22 protein-coding genes and 2 tRNA genes are annotated in these 21,071 nt (G+C 58.9%); 9 read left to right on the top strand and 15 right to left on the bottom strand.

Annotated elements, in window-relative coordinates; translation table 11 throughout:
- Both PAB09_RS09565 and PAB09_RS09560 read left to right on the top strand, forming a co-directional pair.
- Entirely contained in the window at window positions 1-735 is a 735-nt protein-coding gene (locus PAB09_RS09565) for an isoprenyl transferase (RefSeq protein WP_271033445.1), read from the top strand.
- A 2-nt stretch (window positions 736-737) separates the two neighbouring features.
- The gene (locus tag PAB09_RS09560; RefSeq protein WP_271033444.1) at window positions 738-1,841 is read left to right on the top strand and encodes a VIT1/CCC1 transporter family protein; all 1,104 of its coding nucleotides are present in this window, start codon (window positions 738-740) and stop codon (window positions 1,839-1,841) included.
- 164 nt (window positions 1,842-2,005) lie between these two features.
- On the opposite strand, the gene PAB09_RS09555 is transcribed toward PAB09_RS09560, so the two are convergent.
- Entirely contained in the window at window positions 2,006-2,434 is a 429-nt protein-coding gene (locus PAB09_RS09555; RefSeq protein WP_271033443.1) for a Fur family transcriptional regulator, read from the bottom strand.
- 434 nt (window positions 2,435-2,868) lie between these two features.
- Window positions 2,869-3,240, bottom strand: a complete 372-nt coding sequence (locus tag PAB09_RS09550) for an ArsR/SmtB family transcription factor (protein WP_271033442.1) — start codon at window positions 3,238-3,240, stop codon at window positions 2,869-2,871.
- 447 nt (window positions 3,241-3,687) lie between these two features.
- Between PAB09_RS09550 and PAB09_RS09545 the strand changes: the two genes are divergently transcribed.
- The 3 genes from PAB09_RS09545 to PAB09_RS09535 are packed head-to-tail and all read left to right on the top strand — an operon-like array spanning window position 3,688 to window position 6,109.
- Complete coding sequence (locus PAB09_RS09545; RefSeq protein ID WP_271033441.1) at window positions 3,688-5,073, top strand: glycine--tRNA ligase; 1,386 nt, start codon at window positions 3,688-3,690, stop codon at window positions 5,071-5,073.
- 4 nt (window positions 5,074-5,077) lie between these two features.
- Window positions 5,078-5,611, top strand: coding sequence for a hypothetical protein (locus tag PAB09_RS09540; protein ID WP_271033440.1), 534 nt, complete (start codon window positions 5,078-5,080; stop codon window positions 5,609-5,611).
- 48 nt (window positions 5,612-5,659) lie between these two features.
- Window positions 5,660-6,109 carry a hypothetical protein gene (locus tag PAB09_RS09535; protein ID WP_271033439.1) on the top strand — a complete coding sequence of 150 codons (450 nt, stop codon included), beginning with the start codon at window positions 5,660-5,662 and terminating at the stop codon, window positions 6,107-6,109.
- Between the two features lie 5 nt (window positions 6,110-6,114).
- Here the strand turns inward: PAB09_RS09535 and PAB09_RS09530 are convergent, their stop codons facing one another.
- Complete coding sequence (locus tag PAB09_RS09530; RefSeq protein ID WP_271033438.1) at window positions 6,115-8,163, bottom strand: TPM domain-containing protein; 2,049 nt, start codon at window positions 8,161-8,163, stop codon at window positions 6,115-6,117.
- 114 nt (window positions 8,164-8,277) lie between these two features.
- On the opposite strand from PAB09_RS09530, the gene PAB09_RS09525 reads away from it, so the two are divergent.
- A complete protein-coding gene (locus PAB09_RS09525) occupies window positions 8,278-8,952 on the top strand; it encodes a YdcF family protein (protein WP_271033437.1) in 675 nt (224 codons plus the stop codon).
- Between the two features lie 56 nt (window positions 8,953-9,008).
- Entirely contained in the window at window positions 9,009-10,286 is a 1,278-nt protein-coding gene (locus tag PAB09_RS09520; RefSeq protein WP_271033436.1) for a deoxyguanosinetriphosphate triphosphohydrolase, read from the top strand.
- Window positions 10,287-10,319: 33 nt separating this feature from the next.
- On the opposite strand, the gene PAB09_RS09515 is transcribed toward PAB09_RS09520, so the two are convergent.
- Both PAB09_RS09515 and PAB09_RS09510 read right to left on the bottom strand, forming a co-directional pair.
- Window positions 10,320-10,553: a hypothetical protein gene (locus tag PAB09_RS09515; protein ID WP_271033435.1), complete on the bottom strand. Its 234-nt coding sequence runs from the start codon at window positions 10,551-10,553 to the stop codon at window positions 10,320-10,322.
- A gap of 1 nt (window position 10,554) precedes the next feature.
- Complete coding sequence (locus tag PAB09_RS09510; RefSeq protein ID WP_271033434.1) at window positions 10,555-11,025, bottom strand: ribonuclease domain-containing protein; 471 nt, start codon at window positions 11,023-11,025, stop codon at window positions 10,555-10,557.
- 462 nt (window positions 11,026-11,487) lie between these two features.
- Between PAB09_RS09510 and PAB09_RS09505 the strand changes: the two genes are divergently transcribed.
- Window positions 11,488-12,003 (top strand): excalibur calcium-binding domain-containing protein, encoded by a 516-nt coding sequence (locus tag PAB09_RS09505; RefSeq protein WP_271033433.1) that lies wholly within the window; start codon window positions 11,488-11,490, stop codon window positions 12,001-12,003.
- Window positions 12,004-12,070: 67 nt separating this feature from the next.
- Here the strand turns inward: PAB09_RS09505 and PAB09_RS09500 are convergent, their stop codons facing one another.
- From PAB09_RS09500 to PAB09_RS09455, 10 genes are all read right to left on the bottom strand, one after another.
- On the bottom strand, window positions 12,071-12,442 hold the full coding sequence (locus tag PAB09_RS09500) for an NUMOD4 domain-containing protein (protein ID WP_271033432.1): 372 nt from the start codon (window positions 12,440-12,442) through the stop codon (window positions 12,071-12,073).
- Between the two features lie 149 nt (window positions 12,443-12,591).
- The gene (locus PAB09_RS09495; protein ID WP_271033431.1) at window positions 12,592-13,089 is read right to left on the bottom strand and encodes a hypothetical protein; all 498 of its coding nucleotides are present in this window, start codon (window positions 13,087-13,089) and stop codon (window positions 12,592-12,594) included.
- Between the two features lie 456 nt (window positions 13,090-13,545).
- The gene (locus PAB09_RS09490) at window positions 13,546-15,936 is read right to left on the bottom strand and encodes a DUF3987 domain-containing protein (protein ID WP_271033430.1); all 2,391 of its coding nucleotides are present in this window, start codon (window positions 15,934-15,936) and stop codon (window positions 13,546-13,548) included.
- A gap of 596 nt (window positions 15,937-16,532) precedes the next feature.
- The gene (locus PAB09_RS09485) at window positions 16,533-16,730 is read right to left on the bottom strand and encodes a helix-turn-helix transcriptional regulator (protein ID WP_271033429.1); all 198 of its coding nucleotides are present in this window, start codon (window positions 16,728-16,730) and stop codon (window positions 16,533-16,535) included.
- A gap of 333 nt (window positions 16,731-17,063) precedes the next feature.
- Window positions 17,064-17,210, bottom strand: a complete 147-nt coding sequence (locus PAB09_RS09480) for a hypothetical protein (protein ID WP_271033428.1) — start codon at window positions 17,208-17,210, stop codon at window positions 17,064-17,066.
- Window positions 17,207-17,947, bottom strand: a complete 741-nt coding sequence (locus PAB09_RS09475; RefSeq protein ID WP_271033427.1) for a hypothetical protein — start codon at window positions 17,945-17,947, stop codon at window positions 17,207-17,209. Before PAB09_RS09475 ends, PAB09_RS09480 begins: the two co-directional genes overlap by 4 nt.
- Window positions 17,944-18,132, bottom strand: coding sequence for a helix-turn-helix domain-containing protein (locus PAB09_RS09470; RefSeq protein WP_271033426.1), 189 nt, complete (start codon window positions 18,130-18,132; stop codon window positions 17,944-17,946). The genes PAB09_RS09475 and PAB09_RS09470 overlap by 4 nt, the downstream gene beginning before the upstream one ends.
- Before the next feature lie 31 nt (window positions 18,133-18,163).
- Window positions 18,164-18,367 carry a helix-turn-helix domain-containing protein gene (locus PAB09_RS09465; protein WP_271033425.1) on the bottom strand — a complete coding sequence of 68 codons (204 nt, stop codon included), beginning with the start codon at window positions 18,365-18,367 and terminating at the stop codon, window positions 18,164-18,166.
- Window positions 18,368-18,748: 381 nt separating this feature from the next.
- Entirely contained in the window at window positions 18,749-19,966 is a 1,218-nt protein-coding gene (locus tag PAB09_RS09460) for a tyrosine-type recombinase/integrase (protein ID WP_271033424.1), read from the bottom strand.
- Between the two features lie 136 nt (window positions 19,967-20,102).
- Window positions 20,103-20,176 (bottom strand) — tRNA-Ile (locus tag PAB09_RS09455).
- 751 nt (window positions 20,177-20,927) lie between these two features.
- On the opposite strand from PAB09_RS09455, the gene PAB09_RS09450 reads away from it, so the two are divergent.
- Window positions 20,928-21,000, top strand: a tRNA-Asn gene (locus tag PAB09_RS09450).
- Window positions 21,001-21,071 lie beyond the last annotated feature (71 nt).

Below are 21,071 nucleotides of genomic sequence, written 5' to 3'. Positions count from 1 at the left end.
GTGACTAATCTTGTGCCCCCCAATATCCCAGCAGAATTTCTGCCCACCCACATTGCGCTTGTCATGGACGGTAATGGTCGGTGGGCCCAGGAGCGTGGCCTCAAGCGCACGGAGGGGCACAAGCGCGGCGAAGCGGTGCTCATGGACATGGTGCAGGCCTGCATTGCCATGGGAGTGCCCTATCTGTCGGCCTACGCATTCTCCACGGAAAACTGGCGCCGCTCGGCCGACGAGGTGCGCTTTCTCATGGGTTTCAACCGCGATGTCATCCATCGCCAGACGGATCAGCTGCACGAGTGGGGCGTTCGCGTTCACTGGTCCGGGCGCAGGCCTAGGTTGTGGCGCAGCGTTATCCGAGAACTTCAGGCCGCAGAGGAAAAGACCAAGAACAACACCAGGTTGACCTTGAACATGTGCGTCAACTACGGCGGCCGCGCTGAAATCGTTGACGGAGTACGCAACCTTGCCAAGCAGGTGCAAAGTGGGAAGCTACGCCCTGAGGACATCACGGAGCAGAACTTTGGTCAGTTCCTCTATGACCCGCTCATGCCCGACGTAGATCTCTTCCTGCGCCCCTCGGGCGAGAAGCGAACCTCCAACTTTCTCATCTGGCAGTCGGCCTACGCGGAGATGGTCTTCCAGAATAAACTATTCCCGGATTACACTCCGCAGGACCTCTTCGACGCGGTGGAGGAGTACGCCCGCCGCGATCGACGGTTCGGAGGAACGAAGTAATCATGGTTGATACGCCTCCGCCCGTCCACCCAGAGCCGACGCATAAGCAGATTCGGCGCTGGCAGCAGTACCTGGCCAATGAGCGGGCGGAGGCGGCCGTGTACCGCGAACTCGCCCGCCACAGGCAAGGGGAGGAACGTGAAATACTCTTGGCGGTCGCAGAAGCGGAGCAACGCCACGAGGAGCACTGGCGAACCCTGCTGGGCGACAATGTAGGCTTCCCCAAGTCCCCGAGCCTCAAGACGCGGTGGCTCGGGTTTCTCGCGCGGAATTTCGGTACCGTGTTCGCGCTGGCGATGATGCAAACCGCCGAGTCGCGCAGCCCCTATGCGGACGATGAGGATGCCACCGAGCAGATGAAGGCTGACGAGGCCATCCACGCAGAGGTCGTCCGTGGCCTCGCCGCCCGCGGCAGGGAACAGATGAGCGGCGGTTTCCGCGCCGCCGTGTTCGGCGCCAACGACGGTCTCGTATCCAACCTCGCCCTCGTTCTCGGGGTGATGGCATCAGGGGTCGAACCGCATATCGTGCTCATCACAGGCATTTCGGGATTGTTATCCGGGGCCTTGTCCATGGGCGCGGGTGAATTCATCTCGGTCAAGAGCCAGTCCGAGTTGCTTGAGGCTTCAAGCCCGCATCCGAAGGCAGACCAAGCCGTTGCGCTTCTCGACGTTGACGCTAATGAGCTTGCGTTAGTGTATCGGGCGCGCGGGATGAGTGAGGTCGAGGCAGAATTACAGGCCGCGAAGGTCTTTGATCAGATCGAATCCCACTCAAAAGTACCGCGTGAAGTTTTAGACGCCGGGGCGACGAGGACCCAAGAATCGCAATCCGCAGCGTGGACCGCGGCAATTTCTTCTTTCCTGTGCTTTGGAACAGGGGCCTTGGTTCCCATCATCCCTTTCATTTTCGGCCTGCCGACGTTCATCGCGGGGATCGTGGCATTGATCCTCGTTGGCGTGGCCTTGATGGTCACGGGGTCGATCACGGGAATCCTGTCCGGCAAGCCACCGTTGCGGCGCGCGCTCAGGCAGCTGCTTATCGGTTTGGGTGCCGCGGGCGTCACCTTTGGTTTGGGAAGCCTTTTTGGCGTTGCCACGTCGTGATGCGAAAAATCAGAACGAGTATTTCCAATTTTTGGAAATAAACCGATATCTTTCCGAAAAAATGCACCGGTGCAATTTTTCACGGAATTGTATTAATTCCATTTAAATTGATTACGGGCGGCAAACGAATAGCAATTCGTTTGCCGCCCGTAATTGAATAATGTTTAGGACTTGTTTGCTGCGCATTCGGAGCAGAGACCGAAAACCTCGGCCTCGTGTCCGGTGAGGCTAAATCCATGCTCGGAAGCCACTTCCTTGGCCCACTTCTCTACTGGGCCGCCGTCGATCTCGACAGTCTTTCCGCAGTTGGTGCACACCAAGTGGTGGTGATGCTCCTCGGTGAGGCAGTGGCGGTAGAGGGTCTCTCCATTGGACATGTGGAGGACGTCTACCGCATTGATCTCGGTCAGGGACTGTAGGGTGCGGTAAACGGTAGTGAGTCCAACGCGCAGGTCACGGTTGGTTAGCTCTTGGTGAATTGTCTTTGCGGAGGCAAAATTCTCCAAGTCGCGCAGGACGTTGACGACGGCAGTGCGCTGGCGGGTGCTGCGTACGCCGAGCTTTGGCACCGTCCGATCGACCGTGGAAGACATTCAGTGTCCTTTCAAAAAGTAGGTAGTTCCATACACTTCCGGATTTTGCGGAGGCCGCATTGTGGAAATGTATTCAACTGTAGGCCACGCTAGAACAGACTCTTGACGGCGGCCTGCAAATTGCTTGGCAATTGGCTGTGAGTCTTGAAGAAATAGAATCGTTATAATTCTTACATCAACAGATGCAATGTGGATTAATTTCCTCAGGTGCCATGTAAGCCCACCCTTTGTGCCGTCGCACAACGATTACACTTACTCAATCTTAATGAAGCAGGTCACGCACCATGAACCGGGAAGCTGAACCCTTAAGCACGCTGTCACAAACCTGATTCAAGGTGATGAATATAACAAAATGTCCAGCCTTCAAGTGATGGCGATGGCTGGGCACCCAAAATGTTGGGGCAAGTGATTATGGGGCTTGGTTGCTTGGTTGCTTAGGTATTGGCTAGTAGCTTTTCAAGTTTGAGCGCTTCGTCGAGAAGCTTGGTTACGTCCGGGGTGACCAGTTCGTATTGCACCTGGCGCCCGGTACGTACGGAGGTGATGATGCCGGCGTTTTTGAGGACTTTGAGGTGTTGGCTAATGAGTGGCTGACTCGAGCCGAGTGTGTCGACGAGCTCGTAGACGTAGTGTTTTCGCTGTGCAAGTAAGAGGATGATCTGAAGTCGGATCGTTGATGCGAAGGCATGAAAAACGGGGGTAACGCGATCGTATGTAATATTGAAAATGTCTAATGAGTCTGTAGGGTTTAGTTCGCTAGGTTTCAGATCGTCGACTGCCTTGCGTGGGGTTTGTAGATTTTGCACCTAATGCTCCTTTCAGTCAACGAAATATGGTGTGACGTGCAATAAGTCTTTTTGAATGAATCAAATGGAGTTTGGGGATCAGTGTTTCGGGCGTGTGAAAAAACTACTGAACCATTCACCTACATTGTGCCCTGCCCCTATCTCTTACTGAAAAATTGCGGGTGAAAAAATCGCACCGGGTGCAAATTTCTGCCCGATTAGGGGGGTAATTTGCTGAATTGCAAACCTTTGCATTGGGTTGTGAGATTCCTGGTCAAGAAGCACCATTTCCGGGGCTCAGGTTAGAATGAGTGGAATGTTTCCTGCCGAGAACGAATGACGATTAGTCAATTTACGCCGAACTGATCTGAATAAGTCTGCGGACTCGGCAGTTGTGAGGCATGACTTTTGGGCATCGCAGCCAGCGGTGCGTAAGACCGATACCTTAAAAGGAGTGTTCTGAACCTTATGGCTTCGAACAACGTCATCGACACCGTCGTCAATCTTTGTAAGCGCCGCGGCTTGGTTTATCCCTGCGGTGAGATCTACGGCGGTACCCGCTCGGCATGGGACTATGGCCCACTCGGCGTGGAGCTGAAGGAAAACATCAAGCGCCAGTGGTGGCGCGCTATGGTCACCTCTCGTCCAGACGTCGTTGGCGTGGATACCTCCGTTATCCTGCCTCGTCAGACGTGGGTCTCCTCCGGCCACGTTGAGGTCTTCACCGATCCGCTGGTGGAGTCGCTGCACACCCATAAGCGCTATCGCGCGGATCATCTGCTCGAGGCCTATGAGGAAAAGCATGGTCATCCGCCGGTCAATGGCCTGGCGGATATCAACGATCCGGAGACCGGCCAGCCGGGCGCCTGGACCGAGCCGAAGGCTTTCTCTGGTCTGCTCAAGACCTTCTTGGGGCCCGTCGATGATGAGGAGGGCCTGCACTACCTGCGTCCAGAGACCGCACAGGGCATCTTCGTCAACTTCAAGAACGTGATGACTTCCGCGCGCATGAAGCCGCCGTTTGGCATCGCCAACATCGGTAAGTCCTTCCGCAATGAGATCACACCGGGTAATTTCATCTTCCGCACCCGCGAGTTCGAGCAGATGGAGATGGAGTTCTTCGTCAAGCCGGGCACCGATGAGGAATGGCATCAGTATTGGATTGATGCCCGCCACCAGTGGTATATCGATCTGGGTGTCAATCCGGACAACCTTCGCCTCTATGAGCACCCGAAGGAGAAGCTGTCCCACTACTCCAAGCGCACGGTGGACATCGAGTACGCCTTCAACTTCCTCAACTCCAAGTGGGGCGAGCTCGAGGGTATCGCCAACCGTACCGATTACGACCTGCGTGTCCACTCGGAGGGCTCCGGCGAGGACTTGAGCTACTTCGATCAGGAGACCGGCGAGCGCTGGATTCCGTATGTCGTCGAGCCGGCCGCCGGCCTGGGCCGCTCCATGATGGCCTTCCTCGTCGACGCTTACCACGAGGATGAGGCACCGAACGCCAAGGGCGGCGTGGACAAGCGCGTTGTCCTCAAGCTGGATTACCGCCTGTCGCCGGTCAAGGTGGCCGTGCTTCCGCTGTCTAAGAAGGAGCCTTTAACGGACAAGGCCCAGGAGCTCGCGGCCCAGCTGCGCCAGTTCTGGAACATCGACTACGATACCTCCGGTGCTATCGGTCGCCGCTACCGCCGCCAGGATGAGATCGGCACGCCTTTCTGCGTGACCGTCGACTTCGACACCCTCGAGGACGGGGCGGTCACCGTGCGCGAGCGTGACACGATGGCTCAGGAGCGCGTGAAGCTCGAGGACCTGCAGTCCTACCTCGCTGCCCGCCTGATCGGTTGCTGAGTCGATGCTGTACTCGAAGTGGGACAATCGCCGCGCCCAAGGTGATCTTCGCCTTGTTTCGCTTTCCGACGACCAGGGGTCCGTAGTCCTCGATGCCCCACAGTCGTGGCCGCGCGAAGAGTTTGAGATCGACGTCGAAGGCCACACGTGGAAGATCACTGCTACCGATACCACGCTGACGGCCGTGCTGCCCGACGCCAAGGTCTATGTCGCTGAGGCAGGGGAGAAGAAGTTTTCCCGTGCCAAGCGCATCGAGCTGATGCTCAATAGCCCCGTCGTGGCAGAAAACGAGCAAAAGAATGACTGGGTTTACGTCGACGAGAATGATAACAAGCTCGGCCAGTTTTCCGGCGGCAACAATGGTGTGCGCACGTCGATTACGGAGTTTGAACCCGGCAACGAGCTCACCTTCAACGAGCAGGTCTTCATGTCGCTAGTTTCCCGGCGCGTTTTGGAGTCACGGATGAACTCCTCGACGTTGATCCTCACCGTCAGCCTGCTGATCCTCACGCCGATCATCATCCTTTTCGCGTTGTGATCTAACGGAGAAATCACCCACCCACACTTGGCGGTAAGGTAGGAAGCTATGGATAAGTTTCCTACCACGCTCACGTGGGTGGGTGATAATTTTTGCACCGATCGCGGCGAGATTCTGGCAACGATCAGCGCTGACGTGCTCCACATCCGTGAGAAGCGTTTGTTGGTGGAATCCAGCCTCGGAACCAACTTAGGCTTTCGCCTCCGCGCGACGGCCGCCGACGGCAGCGTCTATACCTTGCGCAAGGATTCATTTACGGTGCAACGTCTGATCGCCGATTGCGTGGGCAGGCACTACACGCTGGAGCGAACTAATGTGTGGCGCAAACAGCGAAAGATCGTTGATGGAAACGGCGAGATCATCGCCTATGTCACGGCACTCGCGAGCGGCCGGCTGGTCATGCGGGTGCGCGAGGATGACACCCCCTTGGAAGACATCGTTTTCCTCAGCTTCGGATGCCTGCTGGTAGATCTTCCGATACACAACCTTCGAGCCTAAAGAGGCTAGAAGCGCCCGCCCCTGAATCCGCCACCGCCGCCGCCGTGGCTGCCGCCACCAAATCCGCCTCCGCCGAATCCGCCACTGCCACCAAATCCTCCGCCGCTGAGGATCTCATTGAGAACCATGCCGGTGATAATGGCGCCAGTATTGCTCCGGGATGAATTATTGCGCTGCCTGCGCTGGTAATCGTCGACATCATTCTGGGCAAGCCTCAGCGCCTGCTGCGCCGCGCCTGTAGCCTGACGAGCGTAGTTGGTGGCTAGCCTCGTGTCCTGGTTGCGTTGCTGCAAGGCCTGGGCGTGAAGATTCTGGGACTCTGCCAGCTTGGTGCGCGCCCCAGACCCGATGACGCGGCCACGGGTGGAAATAAAGTCACTTGCCGCCTGGATAGAAGACTGCGCTGCGGACAGCTGGTGATCGAAAACCTGGAGCTGGCGCGCATGGTCGCTTGTTTGCTCGCGAACAGTGTCGAGCACGTCATCGAGGTGTGAATCCGCATCGGTAAGCGCGGTCCACTGCCCCAGCGGATCGCTGTGGCCGTGTGTACGCGCCGCCTCCAAGGCAGCGCGGGCGGTAGCAACGGTTGAATCGAGGGTGTTCCAATCGGAGGCGGTGTTTTGTGCGCGCCCCTTTTCCCGAAGCTGCAGGGCCTCGGTGATCTCATCCTCGACCTCCTTGATGAGCGCGGGCAGACCGTTTATCGCGGTAGAGATGGTGCCCTGTGCGTTTTCGACGCCGGCAAGAAGCATGTCTGCCTTGGTGACGGCATTCTCGGCCTGCCGTATGATATCGACGAGGCCTCCTTGCTGGCCTGCAGGTTGCGCGGCCAGCGCGCGCCCCTGGGAAATGAGCTTCTCGGCTTCCTCAAGACTCACGTTCGCCATCTGTGGGTTGTGCACGATGGATGCCAACATCTGTTCGGAGTAGTGGGTCTGAAGTGAGGCCAGCGTAGCGGCGACCTGCGGCATACGAGTGCGCAGATCCACTGTGGACTGGGTGAGCCGATCCAAGGTTGCCGACGCGTTGACCAGGAGGTTGCGCATCTGTGCGAAGGAGGCGGCCTCGGCGTCAAGTGCATCGTCTGCCTGCCCGCACGAGGAGATGATCTCGACGAGCATGCTGCGACGCTCGTTGGCATCACGAATCTTGCCCGAGTCTAGCCGCTGCTTGAGCCCGAAGGCCTTCTGCAGGGTGGTGGATGAGTGATTCATCGCCCGGGTAAATGACCGGGTGCGTTCGGCGCCGAATTCCGCTACGGCAATATCCAGCTCTTCTTTCGCGCTGCGGATGGACTCGTCAGTAGATACCAGTTCTTCTTGTGCCAGCTGCTCAAGTGCCGGCAACGGCAACTCCATCAGCTCGCCCGTTTTACCCGGGGCAATTTCTCGCCCGGCTGCTACGGCCTCTTCGGTGTCCTTCTTAGTCTTTCGCCTGCTATATGCCCACACGCCACCGCCTGCGACGGCGACGCCAGCAGCACCCGCGCCCAACCACGCGGCGCCAGAACCATCCTTGCTGGTTGTGGTCGAGGTGGTTGTTGCCGACGGGTTTACGGCGGCCTGGGCCACGGCGACCGCAGAGCCTGCCCAGTCATCGTTGATGAGCTTGTCGAAGGCGGCGTCGTACATGGCATCAACGGTTCCTGCTGGCCAGTCATCGCCGGTCTGCACGCCGAATTCGCGGGTACCGATGCTCACGGCGTAAATCGCTGCGTTGGCATCACCGTTGGCACGAAGCGCCTGGGCAGTCCACACTTCAGGGGTGATGTCATTGAAATCGTTGACGTAGATGACATACAGCTTGAGGCGCAGCTGACTTTCGGTATCTTTGACCGCTGCCGTAATCTCATCGATCTGCGCTGGGGTGAGGGTGCCGGTGTAGTCGTTCACCGACGCGGTATAGCGCTCGGGCGCCTCTGCCAGCACGGCCACCTCGTCGGCGCCAGCTAGCCCCGCGCCGAGGAGGGGAGATCCCCCGCCAACAAATACACTGGCGGCGATACCCGTGGCGGCCATCAGACGACGAGACAGATGAGACTGCGGCATATTCATGCCTACAACTCTAGCGGGCTTTGAATGCCCTAGAGCGGTGTGCGGAGGAATCCCTGGAAACTCCGCGACTCGCATACTCGCACCCACAGCCGGATACTTTGGCACACTGGAGCCATGCGTCGATTTATCAGTAGCATTCTGGGCCTTGCTTTAGTCCCGCTGGCGCTTCCCGCGGCCATCCTCGTGCGGGGCCATTGGCGTCCGAAAAACCGGTGGGGCAATTTTGACGTGATCGCGGTGCTGGGGACCGCGCAGTATGACGGCGTTCCCTCCAAGCAGTTCGCGGCCCGCCTGCGCTGGGCAGCCGAACTCTGGGAGCAGCAACAGACCCAGCAAGTGGTGACCCTCGGTGCCAACCTACCGGGGGATCGCTTCACCGAAGCCCACGTGGGAGGCCAGTACCTCATCGCCGCACATGTGGAACCGCACCTGATCACGGAGCTATCTGAGGGCAACGACACTCGCAGCTCGCTCGAAGCATTAGGCCAGCGGTTCCCGGATAAGAGTGTCCTCCTTGTCACCGACCCCAACCATGTCCTGCGCGCGCAGCTGCTCGCCCGGACTCTCGGCATCCGCGCCGTGGCCACGGGGACGCCGTACACGCCCTCCACCTTCCCCAGCAAGGCCTGGGCGCTAACGCTTATGCACGAATGCGGCGGCCTGCTGGCACTGGCCGCCCGCGCCATCGCGGGGGAGCGCGCGGAGGTGGTGGAGGATCTGCTTCGTGAAGTTGAGATCCGCCTGCGCCCGTCGCGCGGACGCAGGGTAGAGTTTCTGCGCCGTCACTAGCGCGTCCGCGCGGTGCATCCCCGGACCAGGGACTGGGAGCTGGCACAATGGGATTCATGTATGAGTACACGGCCTTCGACGCACAACGCCGCCTACCGGAGCCTTCCAAAGGCGCTCAATTGGTCGCCCACAGCGATGAGCGCGGCCCCTTCGCCCGCGATCGAGCCCGCGTCCTCCACTCGGCGGCCCTGCGCCGCCTCGCGGATAAGACCCAGGTCGTCGGCCCGCGCGACGGGGACACGCCGCGTACCCGCCTTACCCATTCACTGGAGGTTGCCCAGATCGCCCGCGGGATCGGCGCTGGCCTTGGCCTCGACCCCGACCTTTGTGAGATGGCGGGACTGACCCACGACATCGGGCATCCGCCCTATGGGCACAATGGTGAAAAGACGCTCAACGAACTCGCCGCGGACTGCGGCGGGTTCGAGGGTAATGCACAAACCCTACGCATATTAACCAAGCTGGAGCCCAAGGTCATCGACGAGCAGGGGGTGAGCTTTGGACTTAACCTCACCCGCGCGGCGCTCGACGCCGCCGTCAAATATCCGCGCACCCGCACCAATCTGGACGGCACGACCAACAAGAAGTATGGCTGCTATGACGAGGATGCCGCCGTGTTGACGTGGCTGCGCGCCGGCCATGGTGACGCGCTGCCCTCCATGGAGGCCCAAACGATGGATTTCGCAGATGACATCGCTTATTCCGTCCACGATGTGGAGGACGGGATCCTCTCCGGGCGCATCAACCTTGGCGTGTTGTGGGACCTCGTGGAGCTGGCCCAACTGGCCCAGAAGGGCTCCCTTGCGTTCGGCGGTAGCCCGGATGCTCTCATGGAAGCAGCTGACCGCCTGCGCAACCTTGAGGTGGTCAACGCCAATATCGATTTCGACGGTTCCCTGCGCGGGCTTGTCGGCCTCAAGCGCATGACCTCGACCCTCGTGGGCCGCTATGTCGGAGCGGTGATAGAGGCCACCCGCCCGGACCCGGATTCGCCCGAGGCGAGCTTTGGGCGCACCCACGGTGAGCTCCTCGTCCCGCAGCAGGTGCTCGCGGAGGTCACCTTGCTCAAGACCGTCGCCGTCCTCTACGTGATGGACGATCCCATTCATGTCTCACGCCAGGACCGGCAGCGTGAGCGCATGATCCGTGTCTTCGACTATCTCGTTGCCGGCGCGCCGGGCAGCCTGGATCCCATGTTTGCTCATTGGTGGAGGGAAGCAAACGACGATGCGGCGCGTCAGCGCGTCATCATCGATCAGATCGCTTCGATGACCGAGTCCCGGCTAGAACGAGTTGCTAAGCGCAGTGCGGACCTGACTGGATTCCTCGACTAATCCTTCCTTCACAACCACACCGGCGACCCGACATTAGGCAAAGCGCAACGAGATTCCAAGGTCTTTGAACACCGCCAGCAAGACGAGTTCCTCGCGTAGGTCGAGTTGCCAGTCGCTAGCTACGACATGCTCGACGTGGTTGCTTCTCAGCACATCGGCTAGTGCGTCTGCGTTGGTGATGGGGCTTTCATCCGGGCACAGCCGCGCGGACAGAGCTGTGTAAAAGCCGCGACGGTTGTGGAGCGGCGTGGTGATGAGGATGTCCATGTCAGTCCTCCGCATCGGGGATGAGACAGAACGTCTCGTAGTGATCGTCCGTGTAGTACCACACCTCGGGATCCGTCTCCGTGCCTCCGCCGGTGACGATTCGACGCTCGCCGCGGTGGTTGAGCCCCGGGGTGTCCACGGTGTACTCCCGGTAGTAGTTACGAGATTCCTTGGGAAGGACACCTTCGTAGTTACCGAAGAGCACACCGTCGTTGTCCGGGTATTCGAAAGGACCACCCGCAAGAATGTCGCCCACCACGTCCTCCGTTTCAGTGGGTAAGGATTCCAGAGGACAGTTCTCCTCATCGCTCGCTGGTGTGAGCGATGATCTTAGAAGTGCAGCACTTGAGGTACCACTGGATGTTTCTGATGAGTCATCTCCTAGACTAAATCCGAAATATGCGGCGATAACAATAACAAGTGCACTACAGATTGCAACTGGGAGAGAACGATGAGATGGAGTGTTTCCCACACGAATTCCTATGTGCTTCGTCCCTTTATGCCAAGGCGGTCATTTCGCTCCATGAAATGACCGCCAAATCAGCCTTAACAAAAACTGGTGGGGCCACCGGGTGCCCAACTCATTTCACCTCCGGCGCAGGTCAGAGGGGGTACCTGTCTGGCCTCACGCAGCCCCTGGTCTGGTTTCTGGTCTCTACCCCCGCGTTTGCGTTGTAGACCTGTCCTGTTGAGGTCTACTCTACCACCAGCCTCTCCGAGATTGAACGCCTACCACTCCCGGCTCAATTCGACCGCCAGGCCCTCGCGGACGAGATGGCCCACGCCGCGCTGGATGTCTTCGTGAACAGCGACGACCACGGTCTCGTGGTGGGCACCCCCAGGTAGTGCCCCCGGAACCTGTTTCCGGTGCGAAGGTGCCAGTCAGTTGCTATCCTTCTTGCAGCTTCACCCTCCTTCGTTGATTGGATTGCCCATGTCCACCCCCTCTCCCACCGGCGCTAACGCACGCGGCCGCGTTAAGCCTCTCGCGATCGTCGGCGGTTCCCTCTTGCTCATTTTCGGCCTCGCTTCAGCCTGCGGCTCCGACGACGGGGAAGCAGGTGTCGCCTCCACCGTGACCGTCACCGAGTCGGCCTCGACGGTCACCAAGACCACTACCGTGACCGAGACTGTGACCACCACCGCCGAACCTGCGGAAACGACAACCGAAGAAGTGACACCTGAGGCCGCGCCGGAACCTGAACCGGCACCCGATACGGTCATGCGCGGTTTCGCCGGGGCGGGCGCTGGTGCTGGAATTGGCGCTGACGTGGACGCTCCTCCGCCCGCTCCGGGTCCGGCTCCGGCTCCGGCTCCGGCTCCGGCGGCAACTTACTACGCAAACTGCGCCGCAGTTCGTGCTGCGGGTGCGGCACCGCTCTACGCCGGATCTCCCGGATATAGCAGGAAGTTGGACCGCGACGGGGACGGCGTGGCCTGCGAGAACTAGTTCTTGAAAAACGGCCCTCTCAGAAGCGTTGAACAGGGGTAGGTGAGACTGGAGCACCCCTGAAGGCTCACGGGCCGTCTCCGTGGCGCACAGCGCGTGATCTGAGCGCTCTGCGCACTCTCAGCGCTCGCTGGAAGGCCCGTTGAGCCAGGATTAGGTCTGATATCTGCGGATGAAGGTTGCCTAGCCGGTTGTCGGTCTTGCAGCCGTTGAGGTGGACAATCCTTGCTCCGGGGATCTCGCCGTAGAAAGCACGCGCCATGAGGACATGGACATTCTCGTTTCGTCGGTCTCCGTCCTCGTTGGTCAACTTCACTTTCGGGTAGCCCTGGGAACTAAGCCCGCCCTCCAGCAGAGAGCCGTCTTCCACTCGTCGAACCTGCCCCGTGTTCGAGACCTCGTACCGGGGATAACCGTCAATTGCCTTAAAGATAATCATATTTAATAGGGTATACCATGGACTTCCCCGAACTATCGTGGAGAACAAAGAGCAGCACCGTAGGGGCGCTCTAATCAGGCCCCCGGGGGTGTCCCCCCGGGGGTGCACAGGCACCGGGGGGTGTACAGCAGTCTCACGGCGACTTGCAACTACTCTGTCTCCCGACCCTCATTCTCGGCCTTATGCTTCTCGATCTCAGAAACCAATCGGGATGCAACCGCCTTCGGCAGACTCTCGACAAAATCTCCGTGGCCGGTCCTGACCCGAACTTTCATGCTCTCCACTTCAACCTTCTCGTCAATCAGCAGCGGCACTAGTTCTGAGTCAGGAATCAAAAACGCCTCCGAGGCCCCCGGAGCGAGAGTCTTCGGCGGGTGGTTCATTATGAACGCTTGCGGAAACAGCACAAGGGTCCGCTTATCCGCCAGGGGAAAATCAATCGCGCTAATTGTCGTCTCTAGCCTTCCCCTATTAGCAACGTCGATCCCCAGGAAACGGTGCGTGCCGTACGGTCCAGCAGTGACGGCGTTGGAGACCTCCACCTTCAACCGCGCGCCACTACTGATCCAGGCATAGGCGTTCCACCCCACACTGACACCGGACACAATTAGTGCCACGATCGACACGATGAGCGCCGCCACTTCCATACAACCGTTCCCTCTCTTCTCGCACGATATCCTTCTTGCCTCACTGTAGATCTCCGGCCACCGCACGCAGACCCAGCGCGTCAGTAGGGGGGGGACACATCCGCCAGGAGAGGGAGGGGGTAGCCACCGCCAGCACAGAGAGGGGGTCTGCCAGAGGTAGGCCGCCAGATAGACGGGGGAGAGTGCCGATACATCACCCCGATACACCTGCCGATACACCGGCTGACCTGGGTAATACACTCGATACATGTATCGGGAGGGGGGGGGTGTATCGGCCCCGAAAACCCTTATATATAAAGAAGAAGATAATTTTATATAGGGGGGTTCAGATTGTATGTAGCCGTGTATTAAGACCCCGATACACCGGGGGTGTCCCGATACATGTATCGCGTGTATTACCCAGGTCAGGCAGTGTATCGGGGAGTGTATCGGCACCTCCCGATACACTCCGATACATCACACACGCTGATAAGCGGCCGGTCTACCGGCACTCTCGACAGCCTCCAGCACACCCTCAGCGACCAATTCAGCAATTGCAGCGGAGTGGTGATCGGCAGTGGCCTTCTTACGCTGGTTCATGGTTGCGAGACCGGCTCGTCCGTTCTTGGACCTGTCGATGACGCTCAAGACGTTCTCCTTCGCAACTGTCAGGTCTGCATCCGCGTCCGCCCGCTTACGCTCAGCGGCCACAGCGGCGTTACCCCGGCGTTCCTCGGTCTCAGCCAGAGCGCGGGCGTAACGGGTGTTCTCGACGGAGACCCGCAGCAGGAAATCCGCCATCCGCAGGGCCTCCAGCGGAACCTCGCGGCCTGCTCCGAGATCCAGCAGAACGGTCAGCAGGACAGCGACACGCAACTTGACCTTAGGGATCTGAGAGAAGATCTTCTCCGCACGCAGTTGCTTGTACTCTCCGCGCTCTTCGTCCCACGCTCGTTTCAGTCGGGCGTTCACCTTCCGCGCGTCATCGGAGAGGTGGAACGGGCCGGTCTCGGTGAAGAAACGAGAGTTGATCTTCAGCCGATCTACGTCGCGGGCGGGGTCGAAGGTGTCCACCTCGACGTCACAGTCCAGATCCCACGGGTCGAAGTCCTCCGGCAACACGCGGGGCTGTGGCGGGAGAGCGGAAATCAGGAAGCGGCCTGGCAGACCTCGACCGGTAGAAGCGAACAAGTACCGGGCGGCGTCTGGCTGAACAGATAAGATCACCGCGAGAGAGTGCTGGTCCACTCCGAAGTGGTAACAGTTCGCCGTGTTGCGGACCTCGTAGTCGCCTCGACCGTCGAAGACGTCCGCCATCGCTCCGGCCCACTCTGCGTTCCCCTGCATCTCTGCCCACGCGGCCAATTCGTTGCCCTGAATCAGCATCCGGTGCTTTTTCATGGGCAGCGGCTCCTCGGTGCCATCCTCGTTCTTCTTCGTCTCCGGACGGGTGAAGTCACCCAGTGCGGTCAGCAGCGTGTGAAGGTTGCCGGTGCCGGGGCGGATGACCTTATCACCGTTGTGGAGTCGCTGACCGACCAGAGCGTCCGCGAGAGTATCCAGCACACCTTTGCCCGCTCCGGACTCAGCGATGACAGCGGAGTACAGCGTCAACGGCTGATCCATGTCCTCCAGGTAGACCGTGGGCGGCATCTCGGCGGACAGGTAGGTCAGCACGCGGAACAGCAGGGAGTACTTATCCACGGATGCGCGGGTGGCGTAGTGGGCGATCTCAGCGAGAACGGGCTGTGTCTGCCAATAGTCTTCCGGCGCTGAAGCCTCGACAGCAGCCACAGCGGCAGCACGACGGTCCTCTAGGCTCTCGGTGGTCTTCTCCTCCTCGATCATCTCCGCCAGGTAGGCCTCAGCCTGTCTCGCGAGAAGGTCTCCGAAGTTCGGAATACCCTTCATCTCCAGCCAGTTGCGGTCCGGACGCATACCAGAGGTGATGGCACCCTCAATCTTCGCCACGCCATTGATCAACGCTCTCTCGTAAGCGCTCACCCGCTCCGGTGCACCGTTGGTAGCGTCCAAGAAGGCGGACCGGAGAGTTTCGAGATCAGACAGCAGCCCGGCGCGGCCCTCGAAGACCGCTCCGCAGAGAAGGGACCACATCTCGCTGCGCATAGCGTCATGGCGACCGCCCACGTCCTCCCAGTCGATCTCAGAGACGTTATCGCCCTCACCGGGGTACACGCGGCTCTCCAGCCACTTCAGCGCGTCCTCGTAGCCACGAGAGGGAGCGGCGGGGGCATCGGCGTACCGGAGGGAGTCTCGCTTCAGGTAGTCCACCCAGTTCTCCGGCAGGACCGGGAGATCCTTGACGTTGGGGATCTCGACCTCTTCGTCTCCGATGTACCACTTGTACTGCTCACCCTCCACAACAGACGGCCAGACAGCCGAGTAGCGGTGAGTGAATTGAACCACGTCAACGTCGGCACATACCTTGGCGCGGAATTCCAGACCCTTCGGCACTAGGACGAAGAACTGTGCGGAGTCAGCGTCCACGCCTCGGCGGGTAGAGCGGGGCCACTCGTGGAGCGGGAGATCTCCGAGGATCTCCATGAGTTCGACAAGGTTGTCCTTGCCGTGCTTCTTCTCGTACTGGTCAACATCGATTGACAGGACATCGTAGTCACCGGCCACCTGCATACGCAGACCGACGTTAGAAGATCCAGAAACGCCCTTCCAATGGGCGCGGATCTCGTCCTGAGTCAGTCGTGCAATTCGTCCGGTCATGCCGGCTCTCGGCGGGTACTTCGCTCCCTGCGGAAGCGGGACCGGCACCTCCCAGCCCTTGCGAATGTACTCGGCAACAAAGGGCGGAATACCCTTGACATCCTGCGCGTTTGTGCTATTATCATTCATGTTGGTTCTTCTTTCTCCCGTGGTTGGGATTTTGTGGTGAATTGCCCCCTGAGTTGGTTCCTCAGGGGGTTTTCGCATTCCGGGATGGAATCGCGGTGCCTGACTTCAATCTTGAATTGATGCCGACTAATCGGGGTCAGGCTGTACTGCAATTGAATTGAGCGCCGGAGCGCTCTTTAGGTATGATGATTAGACAGCCTCCGCTGTTCTGAGTACGGCCTCACAGCGGGGGTTTTCCTGTGCCGTAAATCAGAGCCTGTGTGCCATTCTCACGGCCTCACAGGGTTTAAATGGGTATATGGTCGTTCTGGGGAATTGAGGCCGTTAAATCGGCTCAAAATCCGTGTTCGAGTTCGAGACGGTACTTCTTAAAGTCCAGCCACGAATTCCAAGCCATGAGGGCGACGACTAGCCCCAGGGCGGTAATTGAGATCATGCGACCCTCATTGAGATGCGGTCTACCGTGTCTGCCATACCCGGTACAACGGCTAGGCAGTTTGCGATATGGGCCAGTAGTTCCAGTTCGTACTTTCTTACCGGCTCCAGTTCCTTAACGACCTCAATTCCGAGATCCCGGTTCAGGTTGAAACTCTTCATTAGAACCCACCCCCCGCCTTCACGGTGCGGGCGGCGATCCACTCGTTCAGTTCGTTCTCCGGGTACTTGACGGTCTTGGCGCTGTAGCGCACATAGGTAGGTCCGGTGCCTTCCTTCCGATAGGTGAACAGCGTGCGGGTGGTAACTCCTATGCGCTCCGCAGCCTGTGCTGCCGTGAGCATCCTGTTCGTGGTCATGGTGTGTCTTCCTTCCTTACCCCCGTTCGGGGATACGTGGTCTTGCGTGTTGACTTTCATTAGTATATCATATCGCTTCCCTTGTTTTCCGCGTACCGCTTGGTATGTTTCGACTTTCTGTGGTAGCGATTTTCCCCTAGGTGGCGTTTAAGGCCGCGACACGCCGTGCTGGATAGCCATAGACGGCACTATACGTTTTCGACACATGTAACCTTCGTTATCATTTCGTGACCTTCTGTTAACCTAACGTTCATTTCGTGACCTTCTGTTCACTCTGAGGCCCTATTTTCGGCAGAAAACAACCCCCACATCCGTGTAGGTGTGAGGGTTTTTCTACTTCTTGGTGTCGTCCTCGGACCCGGCGCGCCGGGCCTCCGGGAGATAGCGGGCCAGACCAGACCCTTCCGAGAACCGCCCTGTCTTGTCGCGGTCTTTGTCGCCCTCTCGGAGGTAACGGCTCAGGCCTTCCGGTGCTCTCACTTGTCGATCACCAGACCTCGCGGTGCGGTGAACTCCAGGCGGTGAGGATCCTTCCCGACCTTCGCCACGGTGGAGACCACCCAGCCGCTAGCACGGACCCGGTTAGCAGCGGCCCGCGCTTCATTCAGGGCACCCGTGGAACAACCGGCAGAGGTGTCGAACACCAGCGTCCGGCCTTCCTCGACCGCCTCGGTGGTCCAGTAGGTGTTGCGGGAGCCTGAGACCTGACCTAGCGCCTCTCGGACGCTACGTGGCGCGGCCTTCTCTAGCGGGGCGGTGGCTACGAACGCTTCAACGCCCCTAGGGCCGACCACAGAGCCTACCGACCACCCGGCAGCCGCCAGGCGGGAGAGGTCTTCGATAATCGGCTTATTGAGGAAAGGGTTACGGTCAGCGTAGAACCGGAGAGTGCGACCGTCGTTGTCCGCTATCGCACGGTTCCAGTCGGCACGGGGTGCGACAAGAAGGAACTCGGCCCGCTCAATCACGGAAGCGCCGGGCTTTAGCGGCCCTCTCTTCGGTGCCGGGGGCGTAAATCTCCAGGCGGGGGCGACGTACTCAGAGCGCCAGCCGATGTCCTTCAGTCTCCGTCTATTGTCGTTGAAGACTTCCCGGTCGTTCCACGTCTCAGCCGCCGTGGGGTCGATGAGAATAGCGCCGTCCTGCTCGGTGGCGGTCTCCCACAACTCGGCAGGACGGACACACTGTGCCTTGGCGGTTTCGATCAAATTACTCACTTGCGCTCCTTCAGGAACTCTTCGATGGCCTCTCGGGTGTAGCGGACCGCAGGGCGCGGGCCGTCTCCGAGATAGACGAAATTCGGGCCTTTGCCACGGCTACGCCAGTTGGTGATTGATTGGGGCCGCATACCCAGCAGGTCCGCCAACTCATTAGTCGTATACATAGGTTGATCTATATTCATAGTCTTACCTTATCATACTTTTAATGACAGGTTATTGAGCGACCGCAGGGATCAATTGACCAGCGGAAAGCACGTCTGAGAGCCGCACACGATTAGCGCGACCGATTCTCAAGACCGGCACCTTGCCAGCGGCGATCATGCGCTCAACGGTGCGGGTAGACAGTTCAAAGTGGTCAGCGGCAGTTTTCACACTGACCCACGGCTCATCTAAAACGTCAGAAACCACGTCAGACACAGTCTTCTCCTCAGAGAAACCGGTCTCACGTGGTTTTTGGTTCGGCCTCGACGAGAGGCGACAAGATGAATTAGTGTCGTGTATCCTACGTCACCTCCTCCCCTATGTCAATTCCGGGGCGACTGAGTCCGCACGTCATTCTGTGTCAGTAACACCTTGCCTTGAGGGCGATCTGATATCGGGAGAATGCCCTTGACGTGCGGGCACCCGCAGAAGAGAGGTTCCTCCCACGGAACTTGCGTGGCTCTCCACTCTCCGTGCAGGCGATGAGAGAAGACCACACCCCACCCCGGCACCTTGGAGGCGTAGCCCAGCAGACAACCGCGCCAGCAGCGATAGGTTGTGATGGCGGTGGCCTTGATTACGTCAGAGTCAATTGAGTCAGTCATCTTTTTCGCTCCCAGCGCGGGTTAGTGCTTCTTCCAGAGCCTCCGCAGCGCGGTTTTCATAGCCGTCTGCCGCTCTCTGGTATTCCATCAGTTGCTCGATCGTCTCGTGACCCATGAGCCGCCGCGCTTCTTCCAGCGACACTGGGGCACCTCGCCCGCTCTCGTGGTCCGGGGAGACTAAGCGGGTGCTGTAGAACCTCCGGCAGTCGTGCGGGGTGATGTCCGGCCTACCGGCCAACTCAGCCGCTCGGTTGAATCGGTTACGAAAGTTGGTATCCATCATCTGTGCTCCGGTCTGCGTAGTAATCACCAGGGCTTCAGCGCCGGAGGCCATGAACTCCCGCGCGTGCTCCCGCAGCGCTTCTGAGACGCTGGACGGTAGAACAATGTCCCGGTTACCTGCCTCCGTCTTCGGAGTGGACAGGGAAACCATCACCTGCTTTTTCGTCACAGTGTCGGTCATCCGCTGGACATTGCGGCGAACCTTGACCGTGACCGGCTCATCCTTCTTCGCCAGACCGACGAGATCTTTCCTCCGCAGCTCCAGCAACTCACCGATACGCAGACCCGACCACAGCAGCACCAGGACCCCCACCCGCAGCCGGGGCGAGGTGTTTTCCGCCAGCGCCTTCGCTTCCGCCAGCGAGATCAACGGCCTATCCCGGTTCTGTGAGCGCGGTACTCGACTCGCACCCTTCACCTTGACCGGGTTGTCGGAGATGATCTCCAACTCGTGAACCGCGTGTTCAAACGCGGTATGCAGCCTCTTATAGGCGCTGGAGTTCGTGGACTTCTGTTCAGGCCAACAGGTGATGACCTGAGACCACCACAACTGAATCCGCTTCCGGTCCACCTCGACCACCGGAACGTCCGCCAGCGAGTCGAAACCGTCGAAACTCTCCCTCAGCACGCGGGAGTTCAATTTACGGCGGTGACTCTGAACCGTGGACTCTTTGAAATCACCCTGCAACCAGAGGTCCACCAACTCAGCCACAGTCAGGGTGGCTACCTTCTTCGCCTCCGCACGGTCAGACGGCGGGGTCCAGTCTCCATCGCGGATTAACCCCCGCTCCTTCTCCAGCCAGGCGGCAGCGTGGCTCTCCTTGAGGAACGGTTCCGGGCTGGAGTACTTCTTGCCCGCGTACTGATACCGGGCTGACCACTTGCCTTCGCCGGTCTGTCGCACGGTGCCGAATTTCCGGGGTGCCATGTCTGGTCTCGTTTCTGGTCTGGAGAGGTCTAAAACTGTCGCTCTGTGTCGGTTCCTGTCGCTGACCCAATATTACTGAAACGCCCTTTAAGCAGGCAAAACCCCCGCTCTCCGAACTGGAAAGTGGGGGTAAGTGTGGGGCCACCGGGGCTCGAACCCGGGACCAACGGATTATGAGTCCGCAGCTCTAACCGACTGAGCTATAGCCCCTCTTGCGCAGCTAGCGCTAGAACTCCATCAGTTTACATCATCGGAACTACCTATTCGTGTCAGGCGCACCGATCGAAGATCGGGGAGTGATGATTCCGCTAAAGCCTCTGGCAGCTTTGCTCAGATCCAACGTAGTGCTCGCACTAGGAGAGCCAACCAACTATCTGAGAAAACTTACCCAGAAATTAAATCTACGCCCCAGTTTAAATGCAAAGCTCTTGAAGTGGGGCGGTGGCAAATTGGCGCGTGACGTCGATAGCATGATCCGATTGGGAGACTATGAACGATCTCTAGAGTGCATTGATGATGCACGGGGACTACAGCGGGTTGTCGCCCCCGGAATTCGCGCCTTTATCAACGGTCAGCGTTGCAATCTCAGAGCAGAAATCGTCACCGGCATATCCTCCCGGGGGGGGGTGTTCTGAAGTGTTAAACCGACTCCTCCGATCATTGTTGTAGTCGCGAATCCCATGGTGGCGTAAAGGACAATCCGAAATTCTCGTGGGTCGTCTCGCTGGGTCAAACATAGAACTTTGAATTCGTTGAGATTCTCAGGAAATTCTAACCGATATCCATCGATATTGGAGATTCCATGGTTTGAATGGGACGACGTCGTCTCATCTGTGCTGCCAGCAGCATGGGCTGTCACGAACCTTTCTGGGAAGTACGCAGCCGATTGTGGGCAAGGCCTCGTGATTTGCATGGAGGATGGAGGGACATATATAGTGATCGCTGCTAGGAGATAGCGTAATCCGCCATAGCTCAGTTGGCAGAGCATTCGACTGTTAATCGAAGGGTCACTGGTTCGAGCCCAGTTGGCGGAGCTTCTTAACCCACCTTTAGTGAAAGGTGGGTTTTTGGTTTTTGTACCCTCCCCTTGGTGAAAACACTACTA

Origin of the sequence: Corynebacterium sp. SCR221107, from assembly GCF_027886475.1 — a bacterium.
GTDB lineage: Bacteria > Actinomycetota > Actinomycetes > Mycobacteriales > Mycobacteriaceae > Corynebacterium.
Note: the sequence above shows the minus strand (reverse complement) of the source record. Positions and strands in the feature narration are given on the sequence as shown.

Excerpts from the sequence above, each read along its gene's own strand:
- PAB09_RS09545 (WP_271033441.1), top strand. The coding sequence starts at position 3,688 with ATGGCTTCGAACAACGTCATCGACACCGTCGTCAATCTTTGTAAGCGC.
- PAB09_RS09460 (WP_271033424.1), bottom strand. The coding sequence starts at position 19,966 with ATGGCACCCCGGAAATTCGGCACCGTGCGACAGACCGGCGAAGGCAAG.
- PAB09_RS09525 (WP_271033437.1), top strand. The coding sequence starts at position 8,278 with ATGCGTCGATTTATCAGTAGCATTCTGGGCCTTGCTTTAGTCCCGCTG.
- PAB09_RS09485 (WP_271033429.1), bottom strand. The coding sequence starts at position 16,730 with ATGACCACGAACAGGATGCTCACGGCAGCACAGGCTGCGGAGCGCATA.
- PAB09_RS09535 (WP_271033439.1), top strand. The coding sequence starts at position 5,660 with ATGGATAAGTTTCCTACCACGCTCACGTGGGTGGGTGATAATTTTTGC.
- PAB09_RS09500 (WP_271033432.1), bottom strand. The coding sequence starts at position 12,442 with ATGATTATCTTTAAGGCAATTGACGGTTATCCCCGGTACGAGGTCTCG.
- PAB09_RS09470 (WP_271033426.1), bottom strand. The coding sequence starts at position 18,132 with ATGAATATAGATCAACCTATGTATACGACTAATGAGTTGGCGGACCTG.
- PAB09_RS09495 (WP_271033431.1), bottom strand. The coding sequence starts at position 13,089 with ATGGAAGTGGCGGCGCTCATCGTGTCGATCGTGGCACTAATTGTGTCC.
- PAB09_RS09540 (WP_271033440.1), top strand. The coding sequence starts at position 5,078 with ATGCTGTACTCGAAGTGGGACAATCGCCGCGCCCAAGGTGATCTTCGC.
- PAB09_RS09515 (WP_271033435.1), bottom strand. The coding sequence starts at position 10,553 with ATGGACATCCTCATCACCACGCCGCTCCACAACCGTCGCGGCTTTTAC.
- PAB09_RS09490 (WP_271033430.1), bottom strand. The coding sequence starts at position 15,936 with ATGAATGATAATAGCACAAACGCGCAGGATGTCAAGGGTATTCCGCCC.
- PAB09_RS09505 (WP_271033433.1), top strand. The coding sequence starts at position 11,488 with ATGTCCACCCCCTCTCCCACCGGCGCTAACGCACGCGGCCGCGTTAAG.
- PAB09_RS09555 (WP_271033443.1), bottom strand. The coding sequence starts at position 2,434 with ATGTCTTCCACGGTCGATCGGACGGTGCCAAAGCTCGGCGTACGCAGC.
- PAB09_RS09560 (WP_271033444.1), top strand. The coding sequence starts at position 738 with ATGGTTGATACGCCTCCGCCCGTCCACCCAGAGCCGACGCATAAGCAG.
- PAB09_RS09520 (WP_271033436.1), top strand. The coding sequence starts at position 9,009 with ATGTATGAGTACACGGCCTTCGACGCACAACGCCGCCTACCGGAGCCT.
- PAB09_RS09530 (WP_271033438.1), bottom strand. The coding sequence starts at position 8,163 with ATGAATATGCCGCAGTCTCATCTGTCTCGTCGTCTGATGGCCGCCACG.